General features: G+C 70.2%; 19 protein-coding genes. 11 read left to right on the top strand and 8 right to left on the bottom strand.

Going from position 1 to position 22,112, the window contains the following annotated elements; genetic code table 11:
* Position 1 precedes the first annotated feature (1 nt).
* From ACFY10_RS21500 to ACFY10_RS21480, 5 genes are read left to right on the top strand one after another with little or no spacing between them, the layout of a single operon-like run.
* Positions 2-961, top strand: coding sequence for an ABC transporter permease (locus ACFY10_RS21500; protein WP_390666771.1), 960 nt, complete (start codon positions 2-4; stop codon positions 959-961).
* The gene (locus ACFY10_RS21495) at positions 958-1,878 is read left to right on the top strand and encodes an ABC transporter permease (protein ID WP_390666770.1); all 921 of its coding nucleotides are present in this window, start codon (positions 958-960) and stop codon (positions 1,876-1,878) included. Before ACFY10_RS21500 ends, ACFY10_RS21495 begins: the two co-directional genes overlap by 4 nt.
* Positions 1,863-3,563: a dipeptide ABC transporter ATP-binding protein gene (locus ACFY10_RS21490; protein ID WP_390666769.1), complete on the top strand. Its 1,701-nt coding sequence runs from the start codon at positions 1,863-1,865 to the stop codon at positions 3,561-3,563. The genes ACFY10_RS21495 and ACFY10_RS21490 overlap by 16 nt, the downstream gene beginning before the upstream one ends.
* A complete protein-coding gene (locus ACFY10_RS21485) occupies positions 3,560-4,600 on the top strand; it encodes an LLM class flavin-dependent oxidoreductase (RefSeq protein ID WP_390666768.1) in 1,041 nt (346 codons plus the stop codon). The genes ACFY10_RS21490 and ACFY10_RS21485 overlap by 4 nt, the downstream gene beginning before the upstream one ends.
* A 34-nt stretch (positions 4,601-4,634) precedes the next feature.
* Entirely contained in the window at positions 4,635-5,327 is a 693-nt protein-coding gene (locus tag ACFY10_RS21480; RefSeq protein WP_390666767.1) for a VOC family protein, read from the top strand.
* Between the two features lie 2 nt (positions 5,328-5,329).
* On the opposite strand, the gene ACFY10_RS21475 is transcribed toward ACFY10_RS21480, so the two are convergent.
* Together ACFY10_RS21475 and ACFY10_RS21470 are read right to left on the bottom strand one after the other, a co-directional pair.
* Positions 5,330-5,812, bottom strand: a complete 483-nt coding sequence (locus ACFY10_RS21475; protein WP_390666766.1) for a cupin domain-containing protein — start codon at positions 5,810-5,812, stop codon at positions 5,330-5,332.
* 35 nt (positions 5,813-5,847) lie between these two features.
* Positions 5,848-6,276, bottom strand: coding sequence for a winged helix-turn-helix transcriptional regulator (locus tag ACFY10_RS21470; protein ID WP_390666765.1), 429 nt, complete (start codon positions 6,274-6,276; stop codon positions 5,848-5,850).
* Positions 6,277-6,379: 103 nt separating this feature from the next.
* On the opposite strand from ACFY10_RS21470, the gene ACFY10_RS21465 reads away from it, so the two are divergent.
* The gene (locus tag ACFY10_RS21465) at positions 6,380-7,231 is read left to right on the top strand and encodes an alpha/beta fold hydrolase (RefSeq protein ID WP_390666764.1); all 852 of its coding nucleotides are present in this window, start codon (positions 6,380-6,382) and stop codon (positions 7,229-7,231) included.
* A gap of 51 nt (positions 7,232-7,282) precedes the next feature.
* On the opposite strand, the gene ACFY10_RS21460 is transcribed toward ACFY10_RS21465, so the two are convergent.
* Both ACFY10_RS21460 and ACFY10_RS21455 read right to left on the bottom strand, forming a co-directional pair.
* Positions 7,283-9,949: a lectin gene (locus tag ACFY10_RS21460; protein ID WP_390666763.1), complete on the bottom strand. Its 2,667-nt coding sequence runs from the start codon at positions 9,947-9,949 to the stop codon at positions 7,283-7,285.
* Positions 9,942-11,009 carry a Ca2+-dependent phosphoinositide-specific phospholipase C gene (locus tag ACFY10_RS21455; RefSeq protein WP_390666762.1) on the bottom strand — a complete coding sequence of 356 codons (1,068 nt, stop codon included), beginning with the start codon at positions 11,007-11,009 and terminating at the stop codon, positions 9,942-9,944. Before ACFY10_RS21455 ends, ACFY10_RS21460 begins: the two co-directional genes overlap by 8 nt.
* 141 nt (positions 11,010-11,150) lie before the next feature.
* Between ACFY10_RS21455 and ACFY10_RS21450 the strand changes: the two genes are divergently transcribed.
* Together ACFY10_RS21450 and ACFY10_RS21445 are read left to right on the top strand one after the other, a co-directional pair.
* Positions 11,151-11,285 carry a hypothetical protein gene (locus ACFY10_RS21450; protein ID WP_390666761.1) on the top strand — a complete coding sequence of 45 codons (135 nt, stop codon included), beginning with the start codon at positions 11,151-11,153 and terminating at the stop codon, positions 11,283-11,285.
* 78 nt (positions 11,286-11,363) lie between these two features.
* Positions 11,364-11,957: a hypothetical protein gene (locus tag ACFY10_RS21445; RefSeq protein ID WP_390666760.1), complete on the top strand. Its 594-nt coding sequence runs from the start codon at positions 11,364-11,366 to the stop codon at positions 11,955-11,957.
* A 110-nt stretch (positions 11,958-12,067) separates the two neighbouring features.
* On the opposite strand, the gene ACFY10_RS21440 is transcribed toward ACFY10_RS21445, so the two are convergent.
* The gene (locus ACFY10_RS21440) at positions 12,068-13,135 is read right to left on the bottom strand and encodes a S1 family peptidase (protein ID WP_390666759.1); all 1,068 of its coding nucleotides are present in this window, start codon (positions 13,133-13,135) and stop codon (positions 12,068-12,070) included.
* Positions 13,136-13,477: 342 nt separating this feature from the next.
* Between ACFY10_RS21440 and ACFY10_RS21435 the strand changes: the two genes are divergently transcribed.
* On the top strand, positions 13,478-14,527 hold the full coding sequence (locus tag ACFY10_RS21435) for an alkaline phosphatase family protein (protein ID WP_390666758.1): 1,050 nt from the start codon (positions 13,478-13,480) through the stop codon (positions 14,525-14,527).
* A 78-nt stretch (positions 14,528-14,605) separates the two neighbouring features.
* The gene (locus ACFY10_RS21430; protein ID WP_390666757.1) at positions 14,606-16,183 is read left to right on the top strand and encodes a peptidase S53; all 1,578 of its coding nucleotides are present in this window, start codon (positions 14,606-14,608) and stop codon (positions 16,181-16,183) included.
* A gap of 63 nt (positions 16,184-16,246) precedes the next feature.
* On the opposite strand, the gene ACFY10_RS21425 is transcribed toward ACFY10_RS21430, so the two are convergent.
* Entirely contained in the window at positions 16,247-17,170 is a 924-nt protein-coding gene (locus ACFY10_RS21425; protein WP_390666755.1) for a hypothetical protein, read from the bottom strand.
* Positions 17,171-17,646: 476 nt separating this feature from the next.
* Here ACFY10_RS21425 and ACFY10_RS21420 point away from each other — a divergent pair, with 476 nt between their 5' ends.
* Positions 17,647-18,915, top strand: a complete 1,269-nt coding sequence (locus tag ACFY10_RS21420; RefSeq protein WP_390666754.1) for an alpha/beta hydrolase — start codon at positions 17,647-17,649, stop codon at positions 18,913-18,915.
* A 263-nt stretch (positions 18,916-19,178) separates the two neighbouring features.
* Here the strand turns inward: ACFY10_RS21420 and ACFY10_RS21415 are convergent, their stop codons facing one another.
* A complete protein-coding gene (locus ACFY10_RS21415; protein ID WP_390666753.1) occupies positions 19,179-21,107 on the bottom strand; it encodes a flavin-containing monooxygenase in 1,929 nt (642 codons plus the stop codon).
* Positions 21,108-21,265: 158 nt separating this feature from the next.
* Entirely contained in the window at positions 21,266-22,051 is a 786-nt protein-coding gene (locus ACFY10_RS21410; protein ID WP_390666752.1) for a thioesterase II family protein, read from the bottom strand.
* Positions 22,052-22,112: the final 61 nt, after the last annotated feature.

Below are 22,112 nucleotides of genomic sequence, written 5' to 3'. Positions count from 1 at the left end.
CATGCGCCGCTATGTGATCAAACGGCTGGCGCAGGCGGTCGGCGTGCTGTGGGCGGCGTACACGGTGTCGTTCCTGGTGCTGGACTTCCTGCCCGGCGACCCGGTCTCCGCGATGGCCGGTGCCGGGATGGACTCGGGGGACGTCGACCCGGCCCGGCTCGCCGCGCTGCGGCACGAGTACGGCTTCGACAAGCCGGTGCTGGTGCAGTACGCCGACTATCTCGGCCGGGCGGTACGTGGGGACTTCGGCAACGCGGTCTCCACGGGCCGCCCCGTGACCTCCACGCTGGCCGACGCGCTGCCGCAGACACTCCAACTCACTGGTGCCGCACTGCTGTTGGCGGTGCTGCTCGGCGGCGCTCTCGCGGTGGTGGCGACGTACACCTCGCAGCGGTGGCTGCGGCAGCTGCTGCTGTCGCTGCCCCCGCTGGGGGTGTCGGTCCCGACGTTCTGGGTGGGGCTGTTGCTCGTCGAGGCGTTCTCGTTCCGGCTGCACTGGTTCCCGGCGTTCGGCAACGACGGGCTGCGGGGCCTGGTGCTGCCGGCCCTGACGCTGGCGATCCCGACCGGCGCGCAGGTCGCGCAGGTGCTGGCCAAGAGCCTGCTCACCGCACTGGACCAGGCTTATGTGGAGACCGCGCGCGCCAAGGGCGCCGGCCGGTGGCGGGTGCATCTGCGGCACGCGCTGCGCAATGCGTCGCTGCCCGCGCTGACGGTCGTCGGCCTGCTGGTCGGGCAGCTGATCGCCGGTTCGGTGGTGGTCGAGACGGTGTTCTCCCGCGACGGCCTTGGCCGGGTGACCGCCGCCGCGGTCACCGCCCAGGACATCCCGCTGGTCCAGGGGGTGGTGGCGTTCGGGGCGCTGATCTTCGTGGTGACGAACCTGGTCGTCGACCTCGTCTATCCGCTCCTCGACCCGCGGATCGTGGTGGCCTCGGACAGGAGGGCGAGCTTCGTATGAGTCAGAGCCTTGTCGACGACCAGGCGGAGGCCGCCCTCGGCCTCGCCCGCCCGGTCGAGGCCGGACCGCCCGCGGCACCGGGCCGTCGTGCGAACGTACGGCAGGTGCTGCGCTTCCTGCTGCGCCGCCCCGGTCTGCTGTTGTCGGCCGTCGTCCTCGTGCTGGTGGTGCTGGCCTCCTTCTGGCCGGACCTGTTCACCTCACAGGACCCGCTCAAGGGTGTGCCGTCCCAGAACTTCCGTGGTCCGAGCGGCAGTCACTGGTTCGGCACGGACGAACTGGGCCGTGATGTGTTCTCCCGCGTGGTGCACGGCGCCCAACTCTCCCTCAAGGCCACGCTGATCGCGGTCCTGGTCGCGTTCGTGGTCGGCGGTCTGCTCGGCGTGGTCGCCGGGTTCGTGGGCCGCTGGGTGGACGACGTGCTGATGCGCTTCGTCGACGTCCTCCTCTCCATCCCCGCGCTGTTCCTGTCGCTGGCCCTCGTCACCGCGCTCGGGTACGGGACGGTGAAGGTGGCGGTCGCGGTCGGCATCGCCAGCGTCGCCTCCTTCGCCCGGGTGGCGCGCGCCGAAGTCCTGCGGGTACGGCAGGCGGTGTTCGTCGAGGCGTCCCGCGCCAGCGGAGCCCGCTGGTACTCGGTGCTGGGACGGCACGTCCTGCCCAACGCCGCAGGGCCGGTGATCGTCCTGGCCACACTGGACTTCGGCGCCTCGATCCTGGCCGTGTCCGCGCTGAGCTTCCTCGGCTACGGCGCGCCGCCACCCGCCCCGGAATGGGGGACGTTGATCTCCGACGGCCGCAACTACCTCGCCAACGCCTGGTGGTTGACCGCGCTGCCCGGTCTGGCGATCGCCGCGACCGTGCTGGCCACCAACCGCATCGCGCGGGCGCTGGACGGCGAATGGTCCCGGCGATGACGACCCATGAACATGAGAACGGTGAGGACGTGACCACACCACTGCTGGAGATCCGCGGCCTGTCCGTGTCGTACCGCACTCGCGGCGGCACGGTAGCGGCGGTGCGGGGCGTGGACCTCGACGTCAGGCCCGGGCAAGTCACTGCCGTGGTCGGCGAGTCCGGCTCCGGCAAGAGCACCACCGCGCACGCCGTCACCCGGCTGCTGGCGGCGAACGGCACCATCGACGCGGGCACGGTCCGCTTCGGCCGGCACGACCTCGCCGCGCTGTCGGAGGCGGAGCTGCGCACCGTGCGCGGCGCACAGATCGGGCTGGTCCCGCAGGATCCGACGGTCTCGCTCAACCCGGTCAAGCGGATCGGCGAGCAGGTCGCCGAAGTGCTGCGCATCCACGGTCTCGCAACCCGTCGTACGGCTGCCGCCGAGGCGATCGCCGTGCTGGACCGGGCCGGGCTGCCCGACGCGGCCGTCCGGGCCCGGCAGTACCCGCACGAACTGTCCGGCGGCATGCGGCAACGGGCCCTGATCGCCGTGGCGATCGCCGCGAAACCGAAGCTGATCATTGCCGACGAGCCGACCAGTGCGCTCGACGTCACCGTGCAGCGCGTCATCCTCGACCATCTCCAGCACCTCACCGAGGAGTTGGGCACGGCGATCCTGCTCGTGACCCATGACCTCGGAGTGGCCGCCGACCGCTCGCAGCGCCTGGTGGTCATGGAGCAGGGCAAGGTGGTCGAGGCGGGCGAGACCTGCGCCGTGCTGGCCGACCCCCAACACCCGTACACCCGCCGCCTGTTGGCCAGCGCACCGAGCCTGACCACGGCCCGCCCCCGCACCCCGGTCTCCGCCGCGCCGACCAGTGAGCCTTTGGTCGAGGTACGCAACCTGGTCAAGGAGTTCAGGCTGCCGCGCGCCGGAGGCGAGGCTCGCACCCTGCGCGCGGTCGACGACGTCAGCCTCACCGTGCACCGCGGGCAGACCCTCGCCCTGGTCGGCGAATCGGGCTCGGGCAAGTCCACCACCGCCCGCCTCGTCCTCCGTCTCACCGACCCGACCTCCGGACAGGTCCTGTTCGACGGCACCGACGTCACCACCGCCAAAGGCGACCGGGTCAGGCAGCTGCGCCGCCGCGCCCAGCTCATCTACCAGAACCCGTACGCCTCCCTCGACCCGCGCTTCTCCATCGGCGAGGTGATCACCGAGCCGCTGCGGGCGTTCAAGGTCGGCGACCGCGCCTCCCGGCTCGGCCGCGCCCGCGAACTGCTCGACCGGGTCGCGCTGCCCGCCTCCACACTGGAGCGCCGACCGGCGGAACTGTCGGGCGGACAGCGCCAGCGCGTGGCCATTGCCCGCGCCCTCGCCCTCTCCCCCGACCTGGTGGTGTGCGACGAACCCGTCTCCGCGCTCGACGTCTCCGTCCAGGCCCAAGTCCTGGACCTGCTCGCCGAGTTGCAGGCGGACACCGGCGTGGCGTACCTGTTCATCTCCCACGACCTGGCCGTCGTACGCCAGATCGCGCACCAGGTCGCCGTCATGCGGTCTGGACGCGTCGTCGAGACGGGCCCGCCCGAGGACCTCTTCTCCGAGCCCCGCCACGAGTACACCCGCGAACTGCTCGCAGCGATCCCCGGCGGGGGTCTGCCCTCCCCCGTCGCGGAAACCACCACGAGCCGAGGACCAGCATGAGCACTCCCGTCATCACTTCCCTGGCCTTCCTCACGCCCGGCAACTTCGCCGACGACGACCCCTACCCGGGCCTGGAGGAGACCCTCGGGCTCTTCGAATACGGCGAAGGTCTCGGCTACGACGGCGCCTGGATCCGACAGCGCCACCTCGAACACGGCGTCGGCTCGGCCGCCGTGTTCCTCGCCGCGGCCGGCCAGCGCACCCGGCGGATCGACCTCGGCACCGCGGTCATCCCCATCGGCTACGAGAGCCCGTTCCGCCTGGCCGAGGACCTGGCGCTGGCCGACGTACTGTCCCGGGGCCGGCTCCAGATCGGTTTCAGCACCGGGATGCCGCACGCCGACCTGCTCGGCGACGTGGTGCACGACGGTGACTGGCGCGGCTTCGACCTGTCGTACGGCAGGATCGCCCGGGTCGTGGAGAACCTGCGCGGCGACTACCTCGGCACCCCCGACACGGTCATCCACTCGCCGGGCAACGTCCAGCGCCCCCGCCTCCAACCGCACAATCCCGGTCTGGCGCAACGCATTTGGTACGGCGGCGGAAGCCTGCGCTCGGTCCGCTGGGCCGGCGAGAACGGCCTCGGTCTGCTGTCCGGCAACATCGTCACCGGCGAGGGCACGGACGACTTCGGCACGGCCCAGCTGAACCTGCTCTCCGAGTACCGGCGCGCCCTGCCGGGAGACCGCCCGACGCGCGTGGCACTGGGCCGGGTGATCGTGCCGCTCGACAGCGCCGACACGGCCACCCGCGCCCGCTACCGCGCCTACGCGGCGAGCCGCCACGAACGCACCCTGGCGCCCCAGGGCCCAAAACGCACCCTGTTCGCCCCGGACGTCGTGGGAACCGCCGAGCAGATCCTGGAGCAGCTGACCGCCGACCCGGTGGTCACCGAGGTGTCCGAACTGCGCCTTGAGCTGCCCTACGAGTTCCACCGGGAGGAGTACGAGCAGATCCTGCACGACGTACGGCACCTGATCGCACCCGAGTTGGGCTGGCACCCCGCGTCGTCGGCGGTTCCGGAGGCAGCCCGGTGAGTGCCGTTCCGAAGCGGCCGTAGGGTTGGCGGTCATGGACCAGATACTGAGTCGGCGGGAAGCGTCGGAGGCGGTGCAGGACTACGGGTGGCGCTTCCTGCTCGGTACTTTGCAAACGTCGGTCCCGGTCGATTCGCTGACCCAGGCGATCGGCCTGGCAGCGGGCGCCGTCGCGGTGTGCGGCGACGACGCCGACCGGCACCTTCGGGTCGATGTCCGTCCTGACCGGGCCGTCTTTGCTCTGCAGTCGTCGGACCAGGCAGCGGTGACCGGCCGGGATGTCGAACTCGCGCGGCTGATCTCCGCCACCGCGGACGAGTCCGGGTTTCTGACGGAGCCCGAAATCGGAACCGCGGCACCGCATTCCGTCCAGCTTGTTGAGATCGCGATCGATGCACTGGACATTGCCGGGATTCGGCCGTTCTGGAAGGCGGTGCTGGGCTATACCGACGAGGCGGGCGCCGACGGGCCGGAGGCTCCGCTCGTCGACCCGGTCTGGCAGGGCCCTGCCATCTGGTTCCAGCAGATGGACCGGGCACGCCCACAGCGCAACCGCATCCACTTCGACATCTGTGTTCCGCATGACGAGGCACCCCGGCGGATCGAGACCGCACTGGCGGCCGGGGGCCGACTTGTGTCCGCCACCCGTGCCCCGGCTTTCTGGGTGCTCGCCGACTTGGAGGGCAACGAAGTCTGTGTGACCACATGGCAGGGCCGAGACGGCTGAACCTACAGATGCGGAAGGTTGACGACGATCGCCTCCTGCGTGCTGCGGGCGATGACCACCACGGCCTCCTCGGCAGGGTCCGGGTTCTCCTCGCGGTGTGGCACGAACGGGGGGACGAAGATGTAGTCGCCGGGCGAGGTACGCAGTCGTACCTCCTCCGGGGTGCCGCCGGAGTCGTCGAGGAAGACGAACTCGGGGTGTCCGCTCACCACATGAATGGCGGTCTCGGACTCTCCGTGGTGATGGTTCGAGGACGAGGTCGAAGGAGCGACGTGTGTCTGGCCCATCCAGATCTTCTCGGACCCCACCGTCCTGCCGCTGACGGCGGCGAACCTGCGCATACCTCCGGTCTGAGCGGTGTCACCGTCCAGTTCGTCGGCGCGGATGTGGTGCAGTCGAGTACGGAGGGGCGTCGCCGGGTGGTCCGCTCTGTCACCGAGATGAGGGTGAAAACCTTCGCCGGGGGTGGTCAGCGACTCGCTCATGGGCCGGACCTTACCGAAGGCCCCGCCCGGAGGTCTCACGACGGCACACCCTGGTTGGGGAGTGACTCGTCGGCGAGCTGGTTGTTGCGGTCGATCTCCGGCATATGTGTCTCGGCCCAGACCCGCAGGGCGGAGAGCGGTCGTTCGAGGGACAGGCCGAGGTCGGTGAGCCGGTAGTGGACGGCGGGCGGCACGGTGGGTTCCACGCGGCGCGCGACCAGGCCATCGCGGACCAGGCTCTGCAGGGTGACGGACAGCATCTTCTGTGAGATGCCCGGGACACGGCGCCGCAGTTCCGCGAAACGGAGCTCGCCCGGAGCCTCCTCTGCCAGCACTTTGACCGCCATCGACGTCCACTTGGTGCCGATGCGGTCGAGCAACTGGCGGGTCGGGCAGCGCGGATCCAGCAGGTCACCGCGCTCACCGGGCCGCCGCTCATGTTCGCCGGGCCTCGCCGTGGTCACCCGGGGCTCACCACCTGAAGGGAAAGTGCCGTCTTGGGCGGACCAGGCTAGTTCCCTACGGTGACCTTGTCACCAGCCCTCACCACCTGCCTGGAGTCCCTCCATGCCCGAGCTGCGACGCGTCCCCGTCAACGGTGTCGAACTGAACGTCGCCCTCGCCGGATCGGGCCCCGCCGTCCTGCTACTGCACGGCTTCCCGCACACCTGGGAGCTGTGGACGGACGTCATGGCCGATCTGTCCGGCCGCTACCGCGTCATCGCGCCGGACCTGCGCGGGTTCGGCGCGAGCAGTCGCGCCGCCTCCGGTTACGACGCGGGCACGCTGGCCGCGGACGCTGCGGCGCTTCTCACGGCGCTCGGTGTGTCCTCGGCCGCGGTGGTGGGCATCGACGCGGGCACTGCGCCGGCCTTTCTCCTCGCCCTGCGCCGCCCCGGTCTCGTGCGACGCCTGGTCGTCATGGAGTCTCTGCTGGGCAGGCTGCCCGGCGCAGAGGACTTCCTTGCCGACGGGCCGCCCTGGTGGTTCGGCTTCCATTCCGCGGCACCCGGCCTCGCGGAGACCGTGCTGGAGGGCCACGAGGCCGCTTACGTCGACTGGTTTCTGCGCACCGGCACGCTCGGCGACGGGGTGCGTCCCGCCGTCCGGGACGCCTTCGTCCGCGCGTACACCGGCCGTGAGGCGTTGAGCTGTGCGTTCTCGTACTACCGGGCCCTGCCCGAGAGCGCCGTTCAGATTGAGCAGGCGGTCACCGGTGCCCGCCTGACGGTGCCGACGATGGCGTTGGGTGCCCGGCCTGTCGGTGCCGCGCTGGAACGCCAGCTCCGCCCGGTCACCGACGATCTCACCGGACACGTCATCGAAGACTGCGGCCACATCATCCCGCTGCACCGGCCGCGCGCCCTGCTCACGCTGCTGCGTCCCTTCCTGGCCGGTGAGGACGCGAACGCGGCGTGACCTCGAGGGACATGCGATACGGGCGGCCCAGCCACGTCGCCCCGTTCGCGTTCACCCCGCCGGAAGCGTCCAACGCTGTCCCACGCTGCCCGTGCAGGCGGCGATGGTCAGCCGGGTCTTGTTCGTCGCGCCGTTGCTGGAGTCGGTCAGGCAGAGACCGGAGACCGGGTTGACGACCTCACCCGAGGTATCTGCTCGCCACTGCTGGGCCTGGGTGCCGTTGCAGGTGTGCAGTTGGACCGCCGTGCCGGAGGTGGTCGCGCCGCCCGTCACATCCATGCAGTCGTCCAGTACCTGCAGGGTGCCGTCGGGGACGACCTTCCAGCTCTGCGCGCCGGTGCCGTTGCAGGTGTAGAGCTGGATGGCCGTGCCGTTCGCCGTGCCCGAACCGGCGTCGTCGACGCACTTGCCGGTGGCGGTCTCGGTGATGGCGCCGCTGGGCTGCACCGCTCCGGTGCCCGGAGTGCCGTCGTAGGACGGCGGCGCGTCCGAAACGGCCGCGGCCCACGAGGTGTTCGGGGACGAGGAGAGGGTGAAGTCCAGTTTCGTCGAGGCGGCGAGGTAGGAGGCGGGGACGTAGGGCTTGCTCCAGGGACTCCCGTTGAGGCCGAGGGATTGGACGTACGGCGAACCGTCCGCCGCCGCGGGCGCGTTGACGGTGAGCGTGTGCCCGCCGGCCGTGACGACCGCCGAGGTGAACAGGGGACTGCCGATGGCCAGGTCGGCGGTGCCCGGGATCTCCGGGTAGAGGCCGAGAGCGGACCACACGTACCAGGCGCTCATCTCGCCGAGGTCGTCGTTTCCGGGCAGCCCGCCGGCGGTGTCGGTCCACAGCTGGTCCTGGACGGCGCGCACGGTGGACTGCGTCTTGTACGGCCTGCCCACCCAGTCGTACTCCCAAGGCAGCCCGATGCTGGGCTCGTTGCCCATGTTGGACTGGGTGCCGATGACACTGCCCAGCCCCTGGTAGCCGCTGAGCACGCTGTCCAGGTACGACGCCATGGACGCGTTCCCGCCCTCCAGCGACGCCAGCTTGGCGAGGTTGAACGGGATCATCGGCGTGTAGGTGAAGGCGTCGCCCTCGGCGAAGTCGTTGCTCGACGTGCCGGTGATCAGTTTGGCGTTGAAGCCGTTCATCCAGCGGCCGTTGGAGTGCCGGGGCTGGAGGTAGCCGGAGGACGTGTTGTAGATGTTCTCCCAGTCCTGCGCCCGGTCCTGGAACTTCTTCTGTGTGGCGGTGTCACCCAGCGCGCCCGCGAATGCCGACAGCGCGAAGTCGTCGGTGTCGTATTCGAGTTGGGTGGAGGTGGTGGCGTACTCGTGGCAGCAGCCGTAGAGCGAGTTGGTGGGCAGGTAGCCGAAGGAGTCCAGGTACGTCACGCCTGGGGTGACGTCCGTGTTCGTCGTCTGTTCCTTGACCATGGCGGACAGGGCCGTCGAGGTGTCGAAGTTGCGGGCGCCGAAGGCGTAGAAGTCGGCGAGCAGCGGGACGGCGGAGTCGCCGACCATGATGTGCGTCTCGGCGGTCTCCATGCCCCACTTGGTGAGCGTGCCGCCCTGCTGGTAGTCGTCGATGATCGACTGGGCCATGTCGGAGGCGGCCTGCGGGTCGAGCAGCGCGGTGAGTTGGGCCTGCGAGCGATAGGTGTCCCAGGTGGAGAAGTCGGCGTACTTCGCCGCGTGGCCGCTGCCCACCGTGTGCACCGCGCCGTCGAAGCCCCGGTAGGAGCCGTCGGCGTCGCTGATGACGGCGGGGAACAGCGAGGCGTGGTAGAGCGCGGTGTAGAAGACGGCCTTCTGGTCCGAGGTGCCGCCGGTGACGGCGATCTTCGACAGCTCGGAAGTCCACGCCGAGGACGCCGCCGCCTTGACCGCGGCGAAGGTCTTCCCGGTCACCTCGGCGTCCCGGTTGGCCGCGGCCTCCGTCACCGAGGTGTAGGAGATGCCGGCCCGGGCCTCCACCGTGCGGCTGCCCGTGGTGTCGAAGGTCAGGTACTCGCCGCCGCTGAAGGTGCCGGTGGCGGTGAAGGGGTGGTCGAAGGTGATCGCGTAGTAGAGCGTGATCGGGGTGGTGTCCTCGCAGAAGCCGGTGCTGGTGATCGACCCGGTGACCGTGTTGCCGCCGGTCAGGGCGATCGTCGAGGAGGCGTACGGCGTCTGGGTGTCCCGCACCTTGAGGAGCAGACTCGCCTGGGTGGAGGACGGGAAGGTGAACTGCCCGATCCCGGCGTGCGTGGCGGCGGTCAGCGCGACGCCGGTGCTGTTGCCCAGGCTGACGGAGTAACTCCCGGGCGAGGACGTCTCGTTGGCGTGCGAGAAGGACTCCGTCGTGGAGTCGGGGTCGGAGCCGAGCGAGCCGACCACGGGCAGGATCGGCAGGTCCCCGGCCGCGTCGCAGCCGACGCCGGAGACGTGGGTGAGGCTGAAGCCGGAGACGGCCGAGTCGGCGTAGTTGTAGCCGCCGCCCTTGGGACGTGACGTGGTGTCAGGAGACCACTGCAGCATGCCGTGCGGCACATCCGCGCCGGGGAAGGTGTTCCCGGCACTGAAGTCGCCGTTGCCGCCGGTACCGATGTAGGCGTTGACCAGCGACGCCGGGTCGGTCCCGGCCGCCGCCGGTGCCGCGCCGGCCAGTTGGCCGGACACGGCGAGCGCGAGCGCCGCGGCCCCGGCGGCCACGACACGCAGCAGCGCGCGGGGACGCAGGGCGTCAGCCACGGGCGAGCACCTCGCCGAGCACTCCGTTGGCCGGGGCGGTGATCCAGTCGCTGGAGATGTACGAGGCTCCGTCCGCGGCGAGTTCGGCGACCCGCGCCCGGGCGTCGGCCAGCGACGGATCGGAGGAACTGAGGGCGGGCGGGACGTCGTGGGCGTCGGTGACGACCGTCAGGTAGTGGTTGGTGAAGTACCACTCGGTGTTGCCGTCACCGACCCAGGCGGCGGCGTCCGCGTCGAACACCACGAACCAGGGGCGCAGCGTGCTGTCGCTGTAGCGGGTGCGCGGGTCGACGGCCTGTGCCCCGAGGACGCTGGGGAAGCCCGCGGCCTGACCGATGTTCCCAGCGGCGGCAAGGTCCTTGAGGTGCTGGGCGTAGACGACGTCCGACCAGGAGGAGGCGGGGTCGATGGCCTGCTCGAAGGTGCCGGGGATGATCTCGACCAGGGCTTTGCCGGCGAGCGAGCCGTAACTGGCCCAGTTGTTCGCGCGGGCGGCGGTGTCGAGGTCCGGGTACCGCGTGCCGTCGCTCTTGGTCAGCAGATCGGCGGGGGTGTAGAGGACGCTGCCGAGGTGCGTCTTGACGTAACTGTCGAACGAAGTCGGGTTCATTCCGAGGGTGTTGTTGAACCCGTTCTTCATCTCGATCTTGACCATGATCGGGTGGCTCGCGGGGTGAGCCTGCAGCCAGATCCGGATGTCGTCGAGGCAGCTGTCGAGGTTCTGGTTGCGGTCGCCGGTGTGGAGGTCGGCGGCCGCGCTCGCCTTGACGCAGTTGTTGTCGCTGCCCAGCGGGTTGCTGTGGCTCACGTTCCACTTGCGCGTGAACACATTGGCCCAGGTGTCGAGTTCGACCAGCGAGGTGCCGGTGTCCAGGGCGTCGGCCAGGTAGGTGTACGCGGACTTGTCGTTGTACGTGTTGTGGATACCGGTCCCGGACACCCCGGCCAGTGTCTGCCCGCCAAGGTCGTCGGCGTGCGCGACGGGCAGCGCCGAGGCGCCGAGCAGCAGGGCCGAGAGGGACAGGAGCACGGCCCACAATCGTCGGCGGATCATGGACATGACAGATCCCTTCACGGTGCCTGGTGGTCGCGCAGAGCCTAAGGGGCACAAGTGGCCATCCGCTACGCCCGGGTAACCAGTTGCCGTCGGCGCTCTGAACCCCCACGGCCGACAGCAGCCGGAAGTTCATACTCCGCCCATGTGACACCCGGGCGCCGGCAGCCGCGTGACGACATCTTCGCGGACAACGGGGACGACGTCGGGGGTGGCTTCCCCGCGGCCAGGACACTGGAGGCGGGGCAGAGTTCCACCCAGTCCTTCGGCCGGGCCGCGTAGAGTCCGCTGCACTACCTGCCGGTCGTCTGGCAGAAGTCCGTCGAGTTCGTTCCGGACGCCCTGATCGGCGACCCCGACGTGGGCACCACCGGAGCCGACCCGACGAAGGAGACGGTGGTCCTCTACAAGGGCAGCGCCACCGTGAAGAAGCAGACCCTGACCAACTGGGGCGACTCCGGCTCGGACTTCACCGCCAAGATCCACTCGGTCGCGTGGTACCGGATGACCGTCGACACCCACCGCTATCGCCCGGGCGTCACCTTCCCCGCCGGCATGCTGTCGTCGCGTGTCACCCTCGACTGGCGCTTCAGGGCCGACCCCGCCAAGTCGGTAGTCACGCCGGTGTTGATGACCCGTTTCCTGCCCGCCGGCCTGAACAGCCGCAACCAGGCGGCGGCCAACAGCACCACGACGGTCACCGTCAGCGCCGGCCGCGGCTCCCAGGGCGCCGACGTGAAGTTCACCAAGGTGACCCCCAAGTCCCTCCGCGTCTGGGCGTCCACCGACGGCGGCAAGACCTGGAATCCGGTCGCCGTGACCCGTTCCGGCTCGGCCTGGAAGGCGTCGGTGCACAACCCGGCGTCCGGCGCCGTCGCCCTGCGCTCCGAGGTGACCGACGCCGCCGGCCACAGCTCGGTGGAGTTCGTGTACAGGGCGTACGCCATCGGCTGAGGCTGCCGCTGATGTCGTAGCGCTCTCGTAGCCGTCGCAGAAGAAGGGGCGGCCGCCCACCGAAGTGAGCGGCCGCCTTTTCGTGCGGGCGAGTCGATGGTGCGGGCGGGTTACGGGATCGTCGCCCCCTCCGCGCTCAGCGCTGCCGTCACCGGCTGGAAGAACGTCTCGCCACCCGAGCTGCAGTCACCGCTGCCGCCCGAGGTCAGCCCGATCGCCGAGGTGCCGTCGAAGAGGGCGCCGCCGCTGTCGCCGGGCTCGGCGCACACGTCGGTGTCGATCAGGCCCGAGACCGAGCCCTCCTCGTAGTTGACGGTGGCGTCGAGGCCGGTGACCGAGCCGCTGTGCAGACCGCTGGTGCTGCCGCTGCGCTCGACCGACTCGCCGACGTAGGCGTCGGCGGCACCGCTGATCTCCTGGGTGCTGCCGTCGTACAGGTCGACCTCGCCGGCCGGGGCGGAGCTCGAGTCGTCGTACTGCACAAGGGCGTAGTCGGTGCCGGGGAACTGGGAGTCGACGGTCTGGCCGATCTCGGCGCCGCCCTGGGAGTCGGACCAGGTCGAGGAGGCGTTGCCGCAGTGTCCGGCGGTCAGGAAGTAGGGGGCGCCGTTCACCGTGACGTTGAAGCCGAGCGAGCAGCGCACCGACTCGCCCCAGATGGCGTCGCCTCCGGCGATCAGCAGCTTGAAGGGTGAGGCCGTGTGGCGCAGGAGGGCCTTGCCGCCGAGCGCGTCGACCGCGGCGCCGAGCCGGGCGCGCTTGGCCCCGGTGACCGTGGGGTCGGCGGTGACCACGACCTTGTCCTGCCGGGGGTCGATGGCCCACGCGGTGCCGGCGATCCGGGCCTGCTTGACCAAGTCGGCCATGGCGGCGTGCAGTTGGGCCGTGGAGTAGCGCACGACCTTGGGTACGGCGCCGGTGTCGCGGACCTGCCGGGCCGCGGACGGGTCGGTGATGTTGACGACGAGCTGCCGGGCTGCGGAGTCGTAGTAGGAGCCGGCGGCGTGATCCCCGAGCCGGGCGGTGAGGGCGGCTGCGGCCTTGGCCTGGAGGGCCGGCGAGGCGGGCGCGGCGGTGGCCGCGCCCGCTCCCGGCAGCAGGACGGCGGTGACGGCGAGTGTCGCCGCGGCCGTGCCCGCGAGGGGGAGGCGGGCTGTGCTTCTCGGACGGTATGTCACGTGAGGACCTCCTGAGGGGGGCGTCCCGCCCGCTGGGCGGGCAGGACCGGAGGGCGAGTGGCACGGAACAGACCCCATGCGCTGGCGTGGCCATGCCACAACGTTGACCGCCGACGAGTATCGCGATCCGCCGGCCACGGCCACAAGGAGCCTTTCCGGCCGCCCACTTGACGGGCCTGGCGGCTCGGCCTGTCGTACGTAGGGCTTGTCAGCCGCCCGGGTCCGGCGGAAACACCCCGGATCGGGCCGGTTCGTGGGACTGTGAGGGGACTGGTTTGCGGCCTAGTGCGGCGAGGGATCAGCACGCCGCTGCACCGGGTCGGTCCTCGGGGGAGGCGTGTCATGCCGGATGACGCAGGGCAGTTGGGCGCGATCGAGCACCTGGTCGTGCTGATGCTGGAGAACTGCTCGTTCGACCACATGCTCGGCTGGCTCTGCGCCGACGAGGGCAGCGTCTCACCGTCGAAGCAACCGTACGAGGGCCTGACCGGCGCCGAGTCGAACCCGGACGGGCGCGGCGGGAATGTCACGGTGTTCCGGACCGACGGCACCGCCCCGCACGCCTACTTCATGCCCGGCGCGGACCCCGGCGAGGGCTACGCGCCCACCGACAGACAGCTGTTCGGCACCTCCACACCCGGCACACCCACGCCCACGGCGACGAACGACGGCTTTGCCGCCGACTACGCCGACACCCTGGTCGCGAACACGGCCACCAGCCAGGGCCACATGGACGACGCCACCCACACCTTCACCACACCCAGCGTCTTCGGAAGGCTCTCCGAGCACGGCATCGACTGGACGGTGTACGGCTACGCCAAACAGCCGCTGACCCGAGGGAACTTCCCCGACACAGTGCACGCACCGGCCTCGCACTTCGGCCTGTTCACCGACTTCCGGGCCGTCGCCGCGGGCGGCACCCTGCCCGCGTTCACCTTCCTGGAGCCCAGCTGGCGCTCCACCGGCAACAGCCAGCACCCCAACTATGACGTCGCCCTGGGCGAACAGCTCATCCACGACGTGTACCGGGCCCTGCGCGACGGACCGGCCTGGGCGAGCACACTGCTGATCACCTACGACGACGTGCTGGTCTCCCCGCTCATCGAGCCCGGCACGGTCTTCCGTGTCGCCGACGGCAGCACCCCGCTGGACCACACCTCCGTCCTCAAGACGGTCGAGCAGCACTGGAACCTGCCCTCGCTCACCGCCCGCGACGCCGCCGCCCCCGGCATCGGCGCGGTGCTCACGCGCACGGAGGCCAGGACCGACGACCCGCTCGCCGGCGTCACGGTCCCCCTCTCCAGCGGCACAAACCCGGCCCGGCACGAGGTCTCGCACCTGGACCAGGTCCACGCCGCTCTCGTCGCCCGCGACCTCATCCCCCGCACCTGACGGACCGCTGCACAGTGCCCTGGGCCGCCCCGAGGCCTTGGCGGAAAGCTGCGGCGGAAAGAGAAAAGAGATCCTCAGATGGCAGCCACGCACAAGATCCCCTTCGCCGCCAGCCTGCGCGCACCGGTCCCGGACGCGCGCGTCATCGGCCCGGTGGAGGACTCCGAGCCCCTCGAGATCACCCTCGTCCTGCGCCGCCGCGCACCGATCCCGCACGACCTGATCGAGAGCACCGACACCGTCACGCCGCAGGATCTGGCCGATCGGTACGGGGCGGACCCGAAGGACGTCGACCTGGTCCGTCGTACCGCCGAGGAGCACGGTCTCCAGGTGACCGAGGCACACGAGGGTGCCCGCCGCGTCAAGATCGCGGGCACCCTCGGCCAACTGCGCCACGTCGTGGACCCGCAGGCGCTGCAGCAGGTGGAGAGCCCGGACCCGCACACCGGCGTGCCCGTACGCCACCGGCAGCGCACCGGTGCGCTGGACATCCTCGCCGACTGGGAAGGCGTTGTCGTCGGCGTCCTCGGCCTGGACGACCGCCCCCAGGCACGCCCCTATCTGCGCCGCCACGAGGCCGCCGCCGAGACCTCCTACGCTCCCCCGGAGCTCGGCATCTTCTACAACTTCCCCGCGGGCACCGACGGCACCGGCCAGGTGCTGGCGATCATCGAACTCGGCGGCGGTTTCACGACCGGTGACCTCGACCAGTACTTCAGGGACCTCGGCATCAGCCCCGCCCCCAGCGTCACCGCGGTGGGCGTCGACGGCGGCACCAACAGCCCGGAGGGAAACCCCGACAGCGCCGACGGCGAGGTACTGCTCGACATCCAGGTCGCCGGCGCGCTGGCGCCTGCCGCCCGTCAGCTTGTCTACTTCGCCCCGAACACCGACCAGGGATTCGTCGACGCGCTGGCCACCGCCGTCCACGCCACCCCGACCCCGGCCGCGGTCAGCATCAGCTGGGGCGCCAACGAGGACGCCTGGACCGCCCAGGGCCGCGACCTGTTCGACCAGGCCCTGGCCGACGCCGCCGCCCTCGGCGTCACCGTCTGTGCGGCCTCGGGCGACAACCTCAGCAGTGACGGCGCCCGGGACCACCGCACCCACACCGACTTCCCCGCCTCCAGCCCGCACGCGCTGGCCTGCGGCGGCACCCGGCTGATCGGCGACGCGGCCTCCGGAACCATCACCTCCGAGACCGTCTGGCACAGCAACGGCACCGGGACCGGCGGCGGCGTCAGCGACGTGTTCTCCCCGCCCTCCTGGCAGACCGGGGCGGGTGTCCCGGACCGCCGCGGGGGCGGCACGGGACGCGGGGTGCCGGACGTGGCCGGCGACGCCGACCCCGGCACCGGCTACCGGGTCCTCGTCGACGGGCAGCAACAGGTCGTCGGCGGCACCAGCGCGGTCGCCCCCTTGTGGGCGGCCCTCACCTGCCGCCTCACCCAGGCTCTGGGCCGCCGCCTCGGTCTGCTCCAGCCCCTGCTGTATCCCGGCGCCGCCCCCGGCCACACGGCGCCGGGCTTCCACGACATCACCAAGGGGAACAACGTCGGCTACAAGGCCGCCCCCGGCTGGGACCCCTGCACCGGCCTCGGCACTCCGGACGGCACGGCGCTCCTGGACCGCCTGCGCACCACCATCGGCAGCTGACCGGCACCACCGTCAGACCATCGGCGGGAAGGCCGGCCACGCCGCTTTCCCGCCGGAGGACCCCTAGCCGGTGATGGTCCCGTAGCCGTCGTTGCCCAGGCCGGTCTGGGTCTGCGAGTTCCACAGATGCCCGCTGCTGCCGAGCGAGTCGACGTCGGCGATCACCAGGGAGTCGACCTCGTCCCGGGGCAGATCGCCGGCCTGGGCGATGTCGTACGCGTACGCGTCCTGCGCGCTGCCCGCGGCGGCCGCCAGCGAGGCGGTCGTGGACGACCAGGGGGAGGCGAGGCTTGCTGCACCCGCGCCCACGCCGAGCGCCGAGCCGCCGAGCTTCCCGTCGGCGTCACGGTCGAGGACGTTGCCGCTGTTCCAGACCGACTGGTGGGCCATCTGGTAGTAGGCGTTGGACGGCGTGCCGGTGACGGGCCCGGCCACGAAGGCGTTGTCGGCCACGTCGTGCCGGAAGCTCCCGCCGGAGTTCCCGGCCGTGTACCCGCCCTGGTAGTCGTAGACGACGTTCCCGACGAACTGCGTGTCGGCCTTGGCCAGCGGGTTGCGGTTGTGCGCGTTGGCGAAGACGTCGTGGTACCAGGTGAACGGGCCGCCCTCGGTGTGCGCCGCGAACCGCTGCCCGATCGGGTCGGCGACGATGGAGTTCTGCACGGTGATGTCCTTGGCACCGACCGCGTCGATGTCGTCCCACTTCGCGAACTCCACCGACACATGGTCGAAGATCATGTCGCTCGCCTTGGCCAGCGCGACGCTCGCCTTGCCGCCCGCCGGGTCGAGCGTCCCCTCCCGGAACCGGACGTAGCGCACGATGTCGTTCGAGGAGTTGGAGAAGGACACCTCCCTGCCGCGCAGGCCGATGCCCTGACCGGGCGCGGTGTCGCCCTCGATGGTGATGTCACTGGCGACGGACACGGCGGAGGACAGCGTGATGTAGCCGCCCACGTCGAACACCACCGTGCGGTGGGAAGCGCGCACCGCGTCCCTGAAGGATCCGCTCCCGGAGTCGTTGAGGTTGGTGACGTGGTACGTCGTCCCGCCGGCGCCCCGGTGGCTCCCGCGCCGTAGCCCACCGCGCCGTCGAACGCCACGGTCGCGCCGGCGGCCGAGAAACCAGGGGCGAGCAACGCGACAACCACCGCAGCCAGGGCGGCCGTTGTGGCGGCTGCGGTACGACGCCTGCGCAAGGACATGTCTGCCTCCGGATCATCCAGATCGCCTGTCACGACTGCTGCGACTGTCACGACGTGGAGTGGCCGGCCGGCGCGGATTGGTTGCCGGGTTCCCGCCGCTGCACGGAATCCGCGTGCGCGGGGTGCGGGGCCCTCCCGGTGACCCGTCGGTTCTGCGAAGCGGGTCAGCCATACGGGTGAGGAGGGGCACACAAACGGACGGAACGCACCCGGGCCGTCAACCCTCTACCCGTACGGAAGTCTGCGAGTAGGGGACACGCAATGGACCTCACCAGCTGGACGACGGTATACGCACTGGCCGCCCTGGCAGCCCTGTGCGTTGCACTCATGGTGTGGCAGTGGCCGCGCCTCGGCCGGCCAGGCTGGGTGCGGGTCGCGGCGCGCCTTGTCGCCATCGGTGTGACACAGCTGGTCACGACGACCACGCTCTTCGCGGCCGTCAACGCCGATTACCAGTTCTACGGCTCCTGGGGCGAACTGTTCGGCACCGGCACCACGGCACCGGCCGCTCTCACCGGAACGAACTCCGGCGGGATCGGCCCCATCAGCAACATCCACACCAAGCTGATCCAGCCGGGCGACACCTCGATGCTGAACCATGTCACCGGCATCCCGACCGGCCCGGCTGCGGTGAACGGCCGGGTCGAGTCGGTGCGGGTCATCGGGCGACGCACCGGCGTGATCGACCCGGCGTTCGTCTACCTGCCGCCCCAGTACTTCCAGAAGGCGTATCACCGCCAGCGCTTCCCCGTCATCGTGGCCATGAGCGGCTACCCGGGCAGCATCTTCAACCTCGCCCAGAATCTGCGCGTCTGGCAGACCTCGCAGGCGCTGATGAAGCAGGGGAAGATGCAGCCGACGGTCATCGTCGAGATCCGGCCGACGATCGCCCCGCCCCGGGACACCGAGTGCGTGAACGTGCCCGGCGGACCGCAGACCGAGACATTCCTGGCCAAGGACCTCCCGGACGCCCTCAAGTCCGGCTACCGGGTGGGCCACAGCGCCACAGCCTGGGGCGCCCTCGGCTACTCCTCCGGCGGCACCTGTGCGCTGCAGCTCGCCATGCGCAACCCGAACGCCTACACCTCGGCGGCGGCCCTGTCCCCCGACTTCCGGATCAAGGAGGACCTGACCACCGGCAACCTGTTCGGCAGCGGCATCGTCCGGCAGAAGCGCATCGACTCCCACGACCTGTTCTGGCGGCTGAAGCACCTGCCGATCCCGCAGGTGTCGGTCCTGGTCGCCGCGAGCAAGCACGGAGACGAGAACATCTACCCGAAGGCCCAGGAGTTCCTGCGGCTGGCGAAGTCCCCGATGCGCACCGCATCGATCTTCCCCGACACCGGCGTGCACAACTTCAACACCTGGACGAGCGAGATGCCCGCCTCCCTCACCTGGCAGAGCCAGCAGCTGATCTTCCCGCAGGATGTGGTGCCCCGGCACCTCCCCAAGCACCCGGGCGAGAAGTCGGCCGTCCGGGCGGGCGGCGAGCCGTCACCGGCCCCGAGCGAGCACCGGCAGAAGCGGTAGGGACGCCTGGAGCCAGGTCGAGCAGCCGAGGGGATTCCCACCCCTCGGCTCTCGCAGACCGGAGCGTGACAATCCAGCCTCGAAGCCGGAAGCGACCACGCGAAAGGGCCCCGCAGGCTGCTGCCTGCGAAGACCCTTCACACCGTCGGGACGACAGGATTTGAACCTGCGACCGCTTGACCCCCCGGTTCAGAGCCCCTGAGCGGCGTGCGATGGGTCGCTCTTCGAGGTCAGTATTCCGGAGTCGCCACGGGGCTCAGGACTCAGCGGAACTCGAGGTCCGCGAAGTTCGGATGGCGCAGGAAGCGCCATACCTCAGGGCCCGAGAAGGGACCCTGCGTCGCCGTGCGGTCCAACTCCGTCCAGTAGTAGTTGCGCGCCCGCGGATCACTCCAGGTCTTGCTGCGGTTGCGCCGGTCGACCTCTTCGTTGAACTGCCAGTACTGCTCTTCCTTCACAGTGATCGCCTTCTTACCATCGAGGATCAGCCGCTCGATGCACTCGAGGGCATGGACGGTGATGAGCTCGTGGTACGTAGGGATGTTGAGCATGCTGCTGGTGTTCGGGCCGTAAATGGTCCACAGGTTCGGAAAGCCCGGCATCATGCAGCCCTTGTAGGCCCGAGCTCCGCCCTCGCTCCACAGCTCTTCCAGCGTGAGTCCGCCGCGACCTGTGATCTTCATCGGGAACAGATAGTCCCTGGCGCGGAAGCCGGTCGCGTAGACGATCGCGTCCAGGTCGTGTTGTGTGCCGTCGTTCGCCTCGATCCCTGTTCGGCTGATCCGTCGGATGCCGTCGGTGACGAGCGTGACGTTGTCACGCTGGATGGCGTCGAGGACGCTGTACTCGGGATCGACCAAGACCGGTCGCGCAGCGAGCACGGGATGCGGAGGTGTCATCTTCTCCACGAGTTCGGGGTCGCCGAGTTTGCGTTCGAGGAAGGCCATGGCGTTGTCCCGAGCCGCCCTGTTCACGGCGCTCAAGGCGTGCGGATCGTCGAAGTCGGGGTCGATCTCGGTTGCCTTCGCCAGCCCGTTGGTCGCGTACGTAGACCTGAACCGCATGAAGTTGGTGTGGTACGGCAGGTTCCGGTCGAGCCAGGTGACCTGCTCGGGGAAGGGTGAGCGGTAGCCAGGCACTTCGAACAGCCACTGCGGTGTGCGTTGGAAGACGGTGACGTGCCCGGCGTCCAGGGCCAGCTCCGGGACGAGCTGGTAACCCGTGCAGCCCGTCCCGATGACCGCTACCCGCTTGCCGGCCAGGTCGCTCTCCCCCGGCCACCGGGCGGTGTGCCAGGACGGGCCGGCGAACTCCTCGGCCCCCTCTATCTGCGGAACGTTCGGCCGGTTCAGGAAGCCGACGGCGGAGATGACCGCTGTCGAGCGGAGCGTGCGCTCCCCTTGCGGGCCTGCGGCGTGGATGGCCCACGTCCCCGAGTCCTCGTCCCACTCCATTGCGCGCACTTCTGTGTCGAACACGATGTCCGTGCGGAGATCGAACTCGTCGGCGACCCAGTCGAAATACTCGGCGTTCTTCTCTGCTGGGCTGAAAGGGTACGGATGGCCGAAGTCGACGCCGTACAGGTGCGTGTACGCACGGCTCGGGGAGTCGACGCGGCAGCCCGGATAGCGGTTCTCCCACCACGTGCCGCCGACGTCGGCGTTCTTCTCGATGACCGTATACGCGATGCCCGCCCGCTTCAGCTGGACGGCGGCATTGAGACCTCCCATGCCGGCGCCGATGACCGTGACGTGGAAGTCCTCCAGCCGCTGGCGGGGCGGCAGGGCCTGCCACTGCAGAGCGCGTGCCCACGGGTCGAGGGCGAGGTCCTCGAGCCACAGCCCCATGTCCTCTTCGGGGATCTCCTGGCCCGCCGCCAGAATCAGGCTGACCGGCAGGCGCTCGGCCGGACCCGGCTCGATGTCACCGGCTCCCGCAACGCGGTACGTCTTCAGGAATTGCGCTGCCTTGTGCTGCAAGAGCGCGATGTCCTCGTCACAGGACAGGACCTGGGTGTCAAGGGCGCCAGCCGACACGGTCTTGACCTTCGTCGCCGCGACTTCCTCGTCACCGGTCAACTGGTACAGCAGGCCCCGCAGCACCATCGGGTCGGCGTACCGGACGGCGTCCTCGATGGTCTCGTCGCTCGCGTCGAGCAACTCCTTGCGGGGCTCACCTTCACGTGTGGCCATGGAACGTTCCTTTCAGCAGGGGGCACAGGGGGCTTCGTGCGGTGGTCTCCCGGGTCCCGTCACCGCCGCGCCGAGTCATCGCGGCCTGAAACAGCTGCGGTCCAGCAGCAGTTGCACCGCTCGTCCGGGCCGGGCCGCAGGCCCCGGCCTGTCGGCGGTCATGCCTCACCGGCCCCGTGGCGGGGGATCCGGATCCGGAGATTCCGCAGATGGGTGGCGACGACCCCGGTCACGGCCGTGGCGTGCGTGTCGAGATAGAAATGCCCGCCGGGAAAACTTCGCAGCTCGAACGCCCCGGTGGTGTGCTCGCGCCAGGCCTGCGCCTCATCGCAGGTCACCTGCGGATCCTGGTCTCCGGTCAGCACCACGACGGGGCAGCGGAGGGCCGGTCCCGGCTCGTACCGGTAGGTCTCCACGGCCTGGTAGTCGCTGCGCAGCGGGGGGAGCAGGAGGTCGCGGACCTCGGGCTCATCCAAGAGGTGGAGGTCATCGTTGTTCAGCTTCCTGACTGCGGCGACCAGCTCGTCGTCGGAGCGCAGATGGACGTCTCCGTGGCGTGCGAGGCGGGGCGCGCGGCGGCCGGAGACAAAGAGCATGGCCGGCATGACTCCCTCGTGCTCCAGTCGGCGGGCGACCTCGAAGCTCAAGAGGGCGCCCATGCTGTGGCCGAAGAACGCCAGCGGGCGGTCGGCCCAGGGGCGTATCTCCTCGAGGACCAGGTCGGCGAGCTCAGCCAAGTCTCTGACACAGGGCTCGCCCCGCCGCTCCTGACGTCCGGGGTATTGGACGGCGAGCACGTCCGTCTCGGCGGACAGCGTCCTCGACATGCCGTGGTAGTAGCTCGCCGAGCCACCCGCGTAGGGGAAGCACACCAGGCGGACGGAGGCGTCCGACGGATGGAATCGGCGGATCCACGCCCCGGTATCCCGGCGCGTCTGTGTCATGGTCCTTCGCCCTTCTTTCGTCGTCCCGCAGCGGGGCCTGCGCCGCGCGTCCGGGCGCGAA

This window comes from Streptomyces sp. NPDC001401 (assembly GCF_042895385.1).
In the GTDB taxonomy this organism is placed as follows: domain Bacteria; phylum Actinomycetota; class Actinomycetes; order Streptomycetales; family Streptomycetaceae; genus Streptomyces.
The sequence above is the reverse complement of the archived record's forward strand: the minus strand, read 5'-3'. Positions and strand labels throughout refer to the sequence as shown.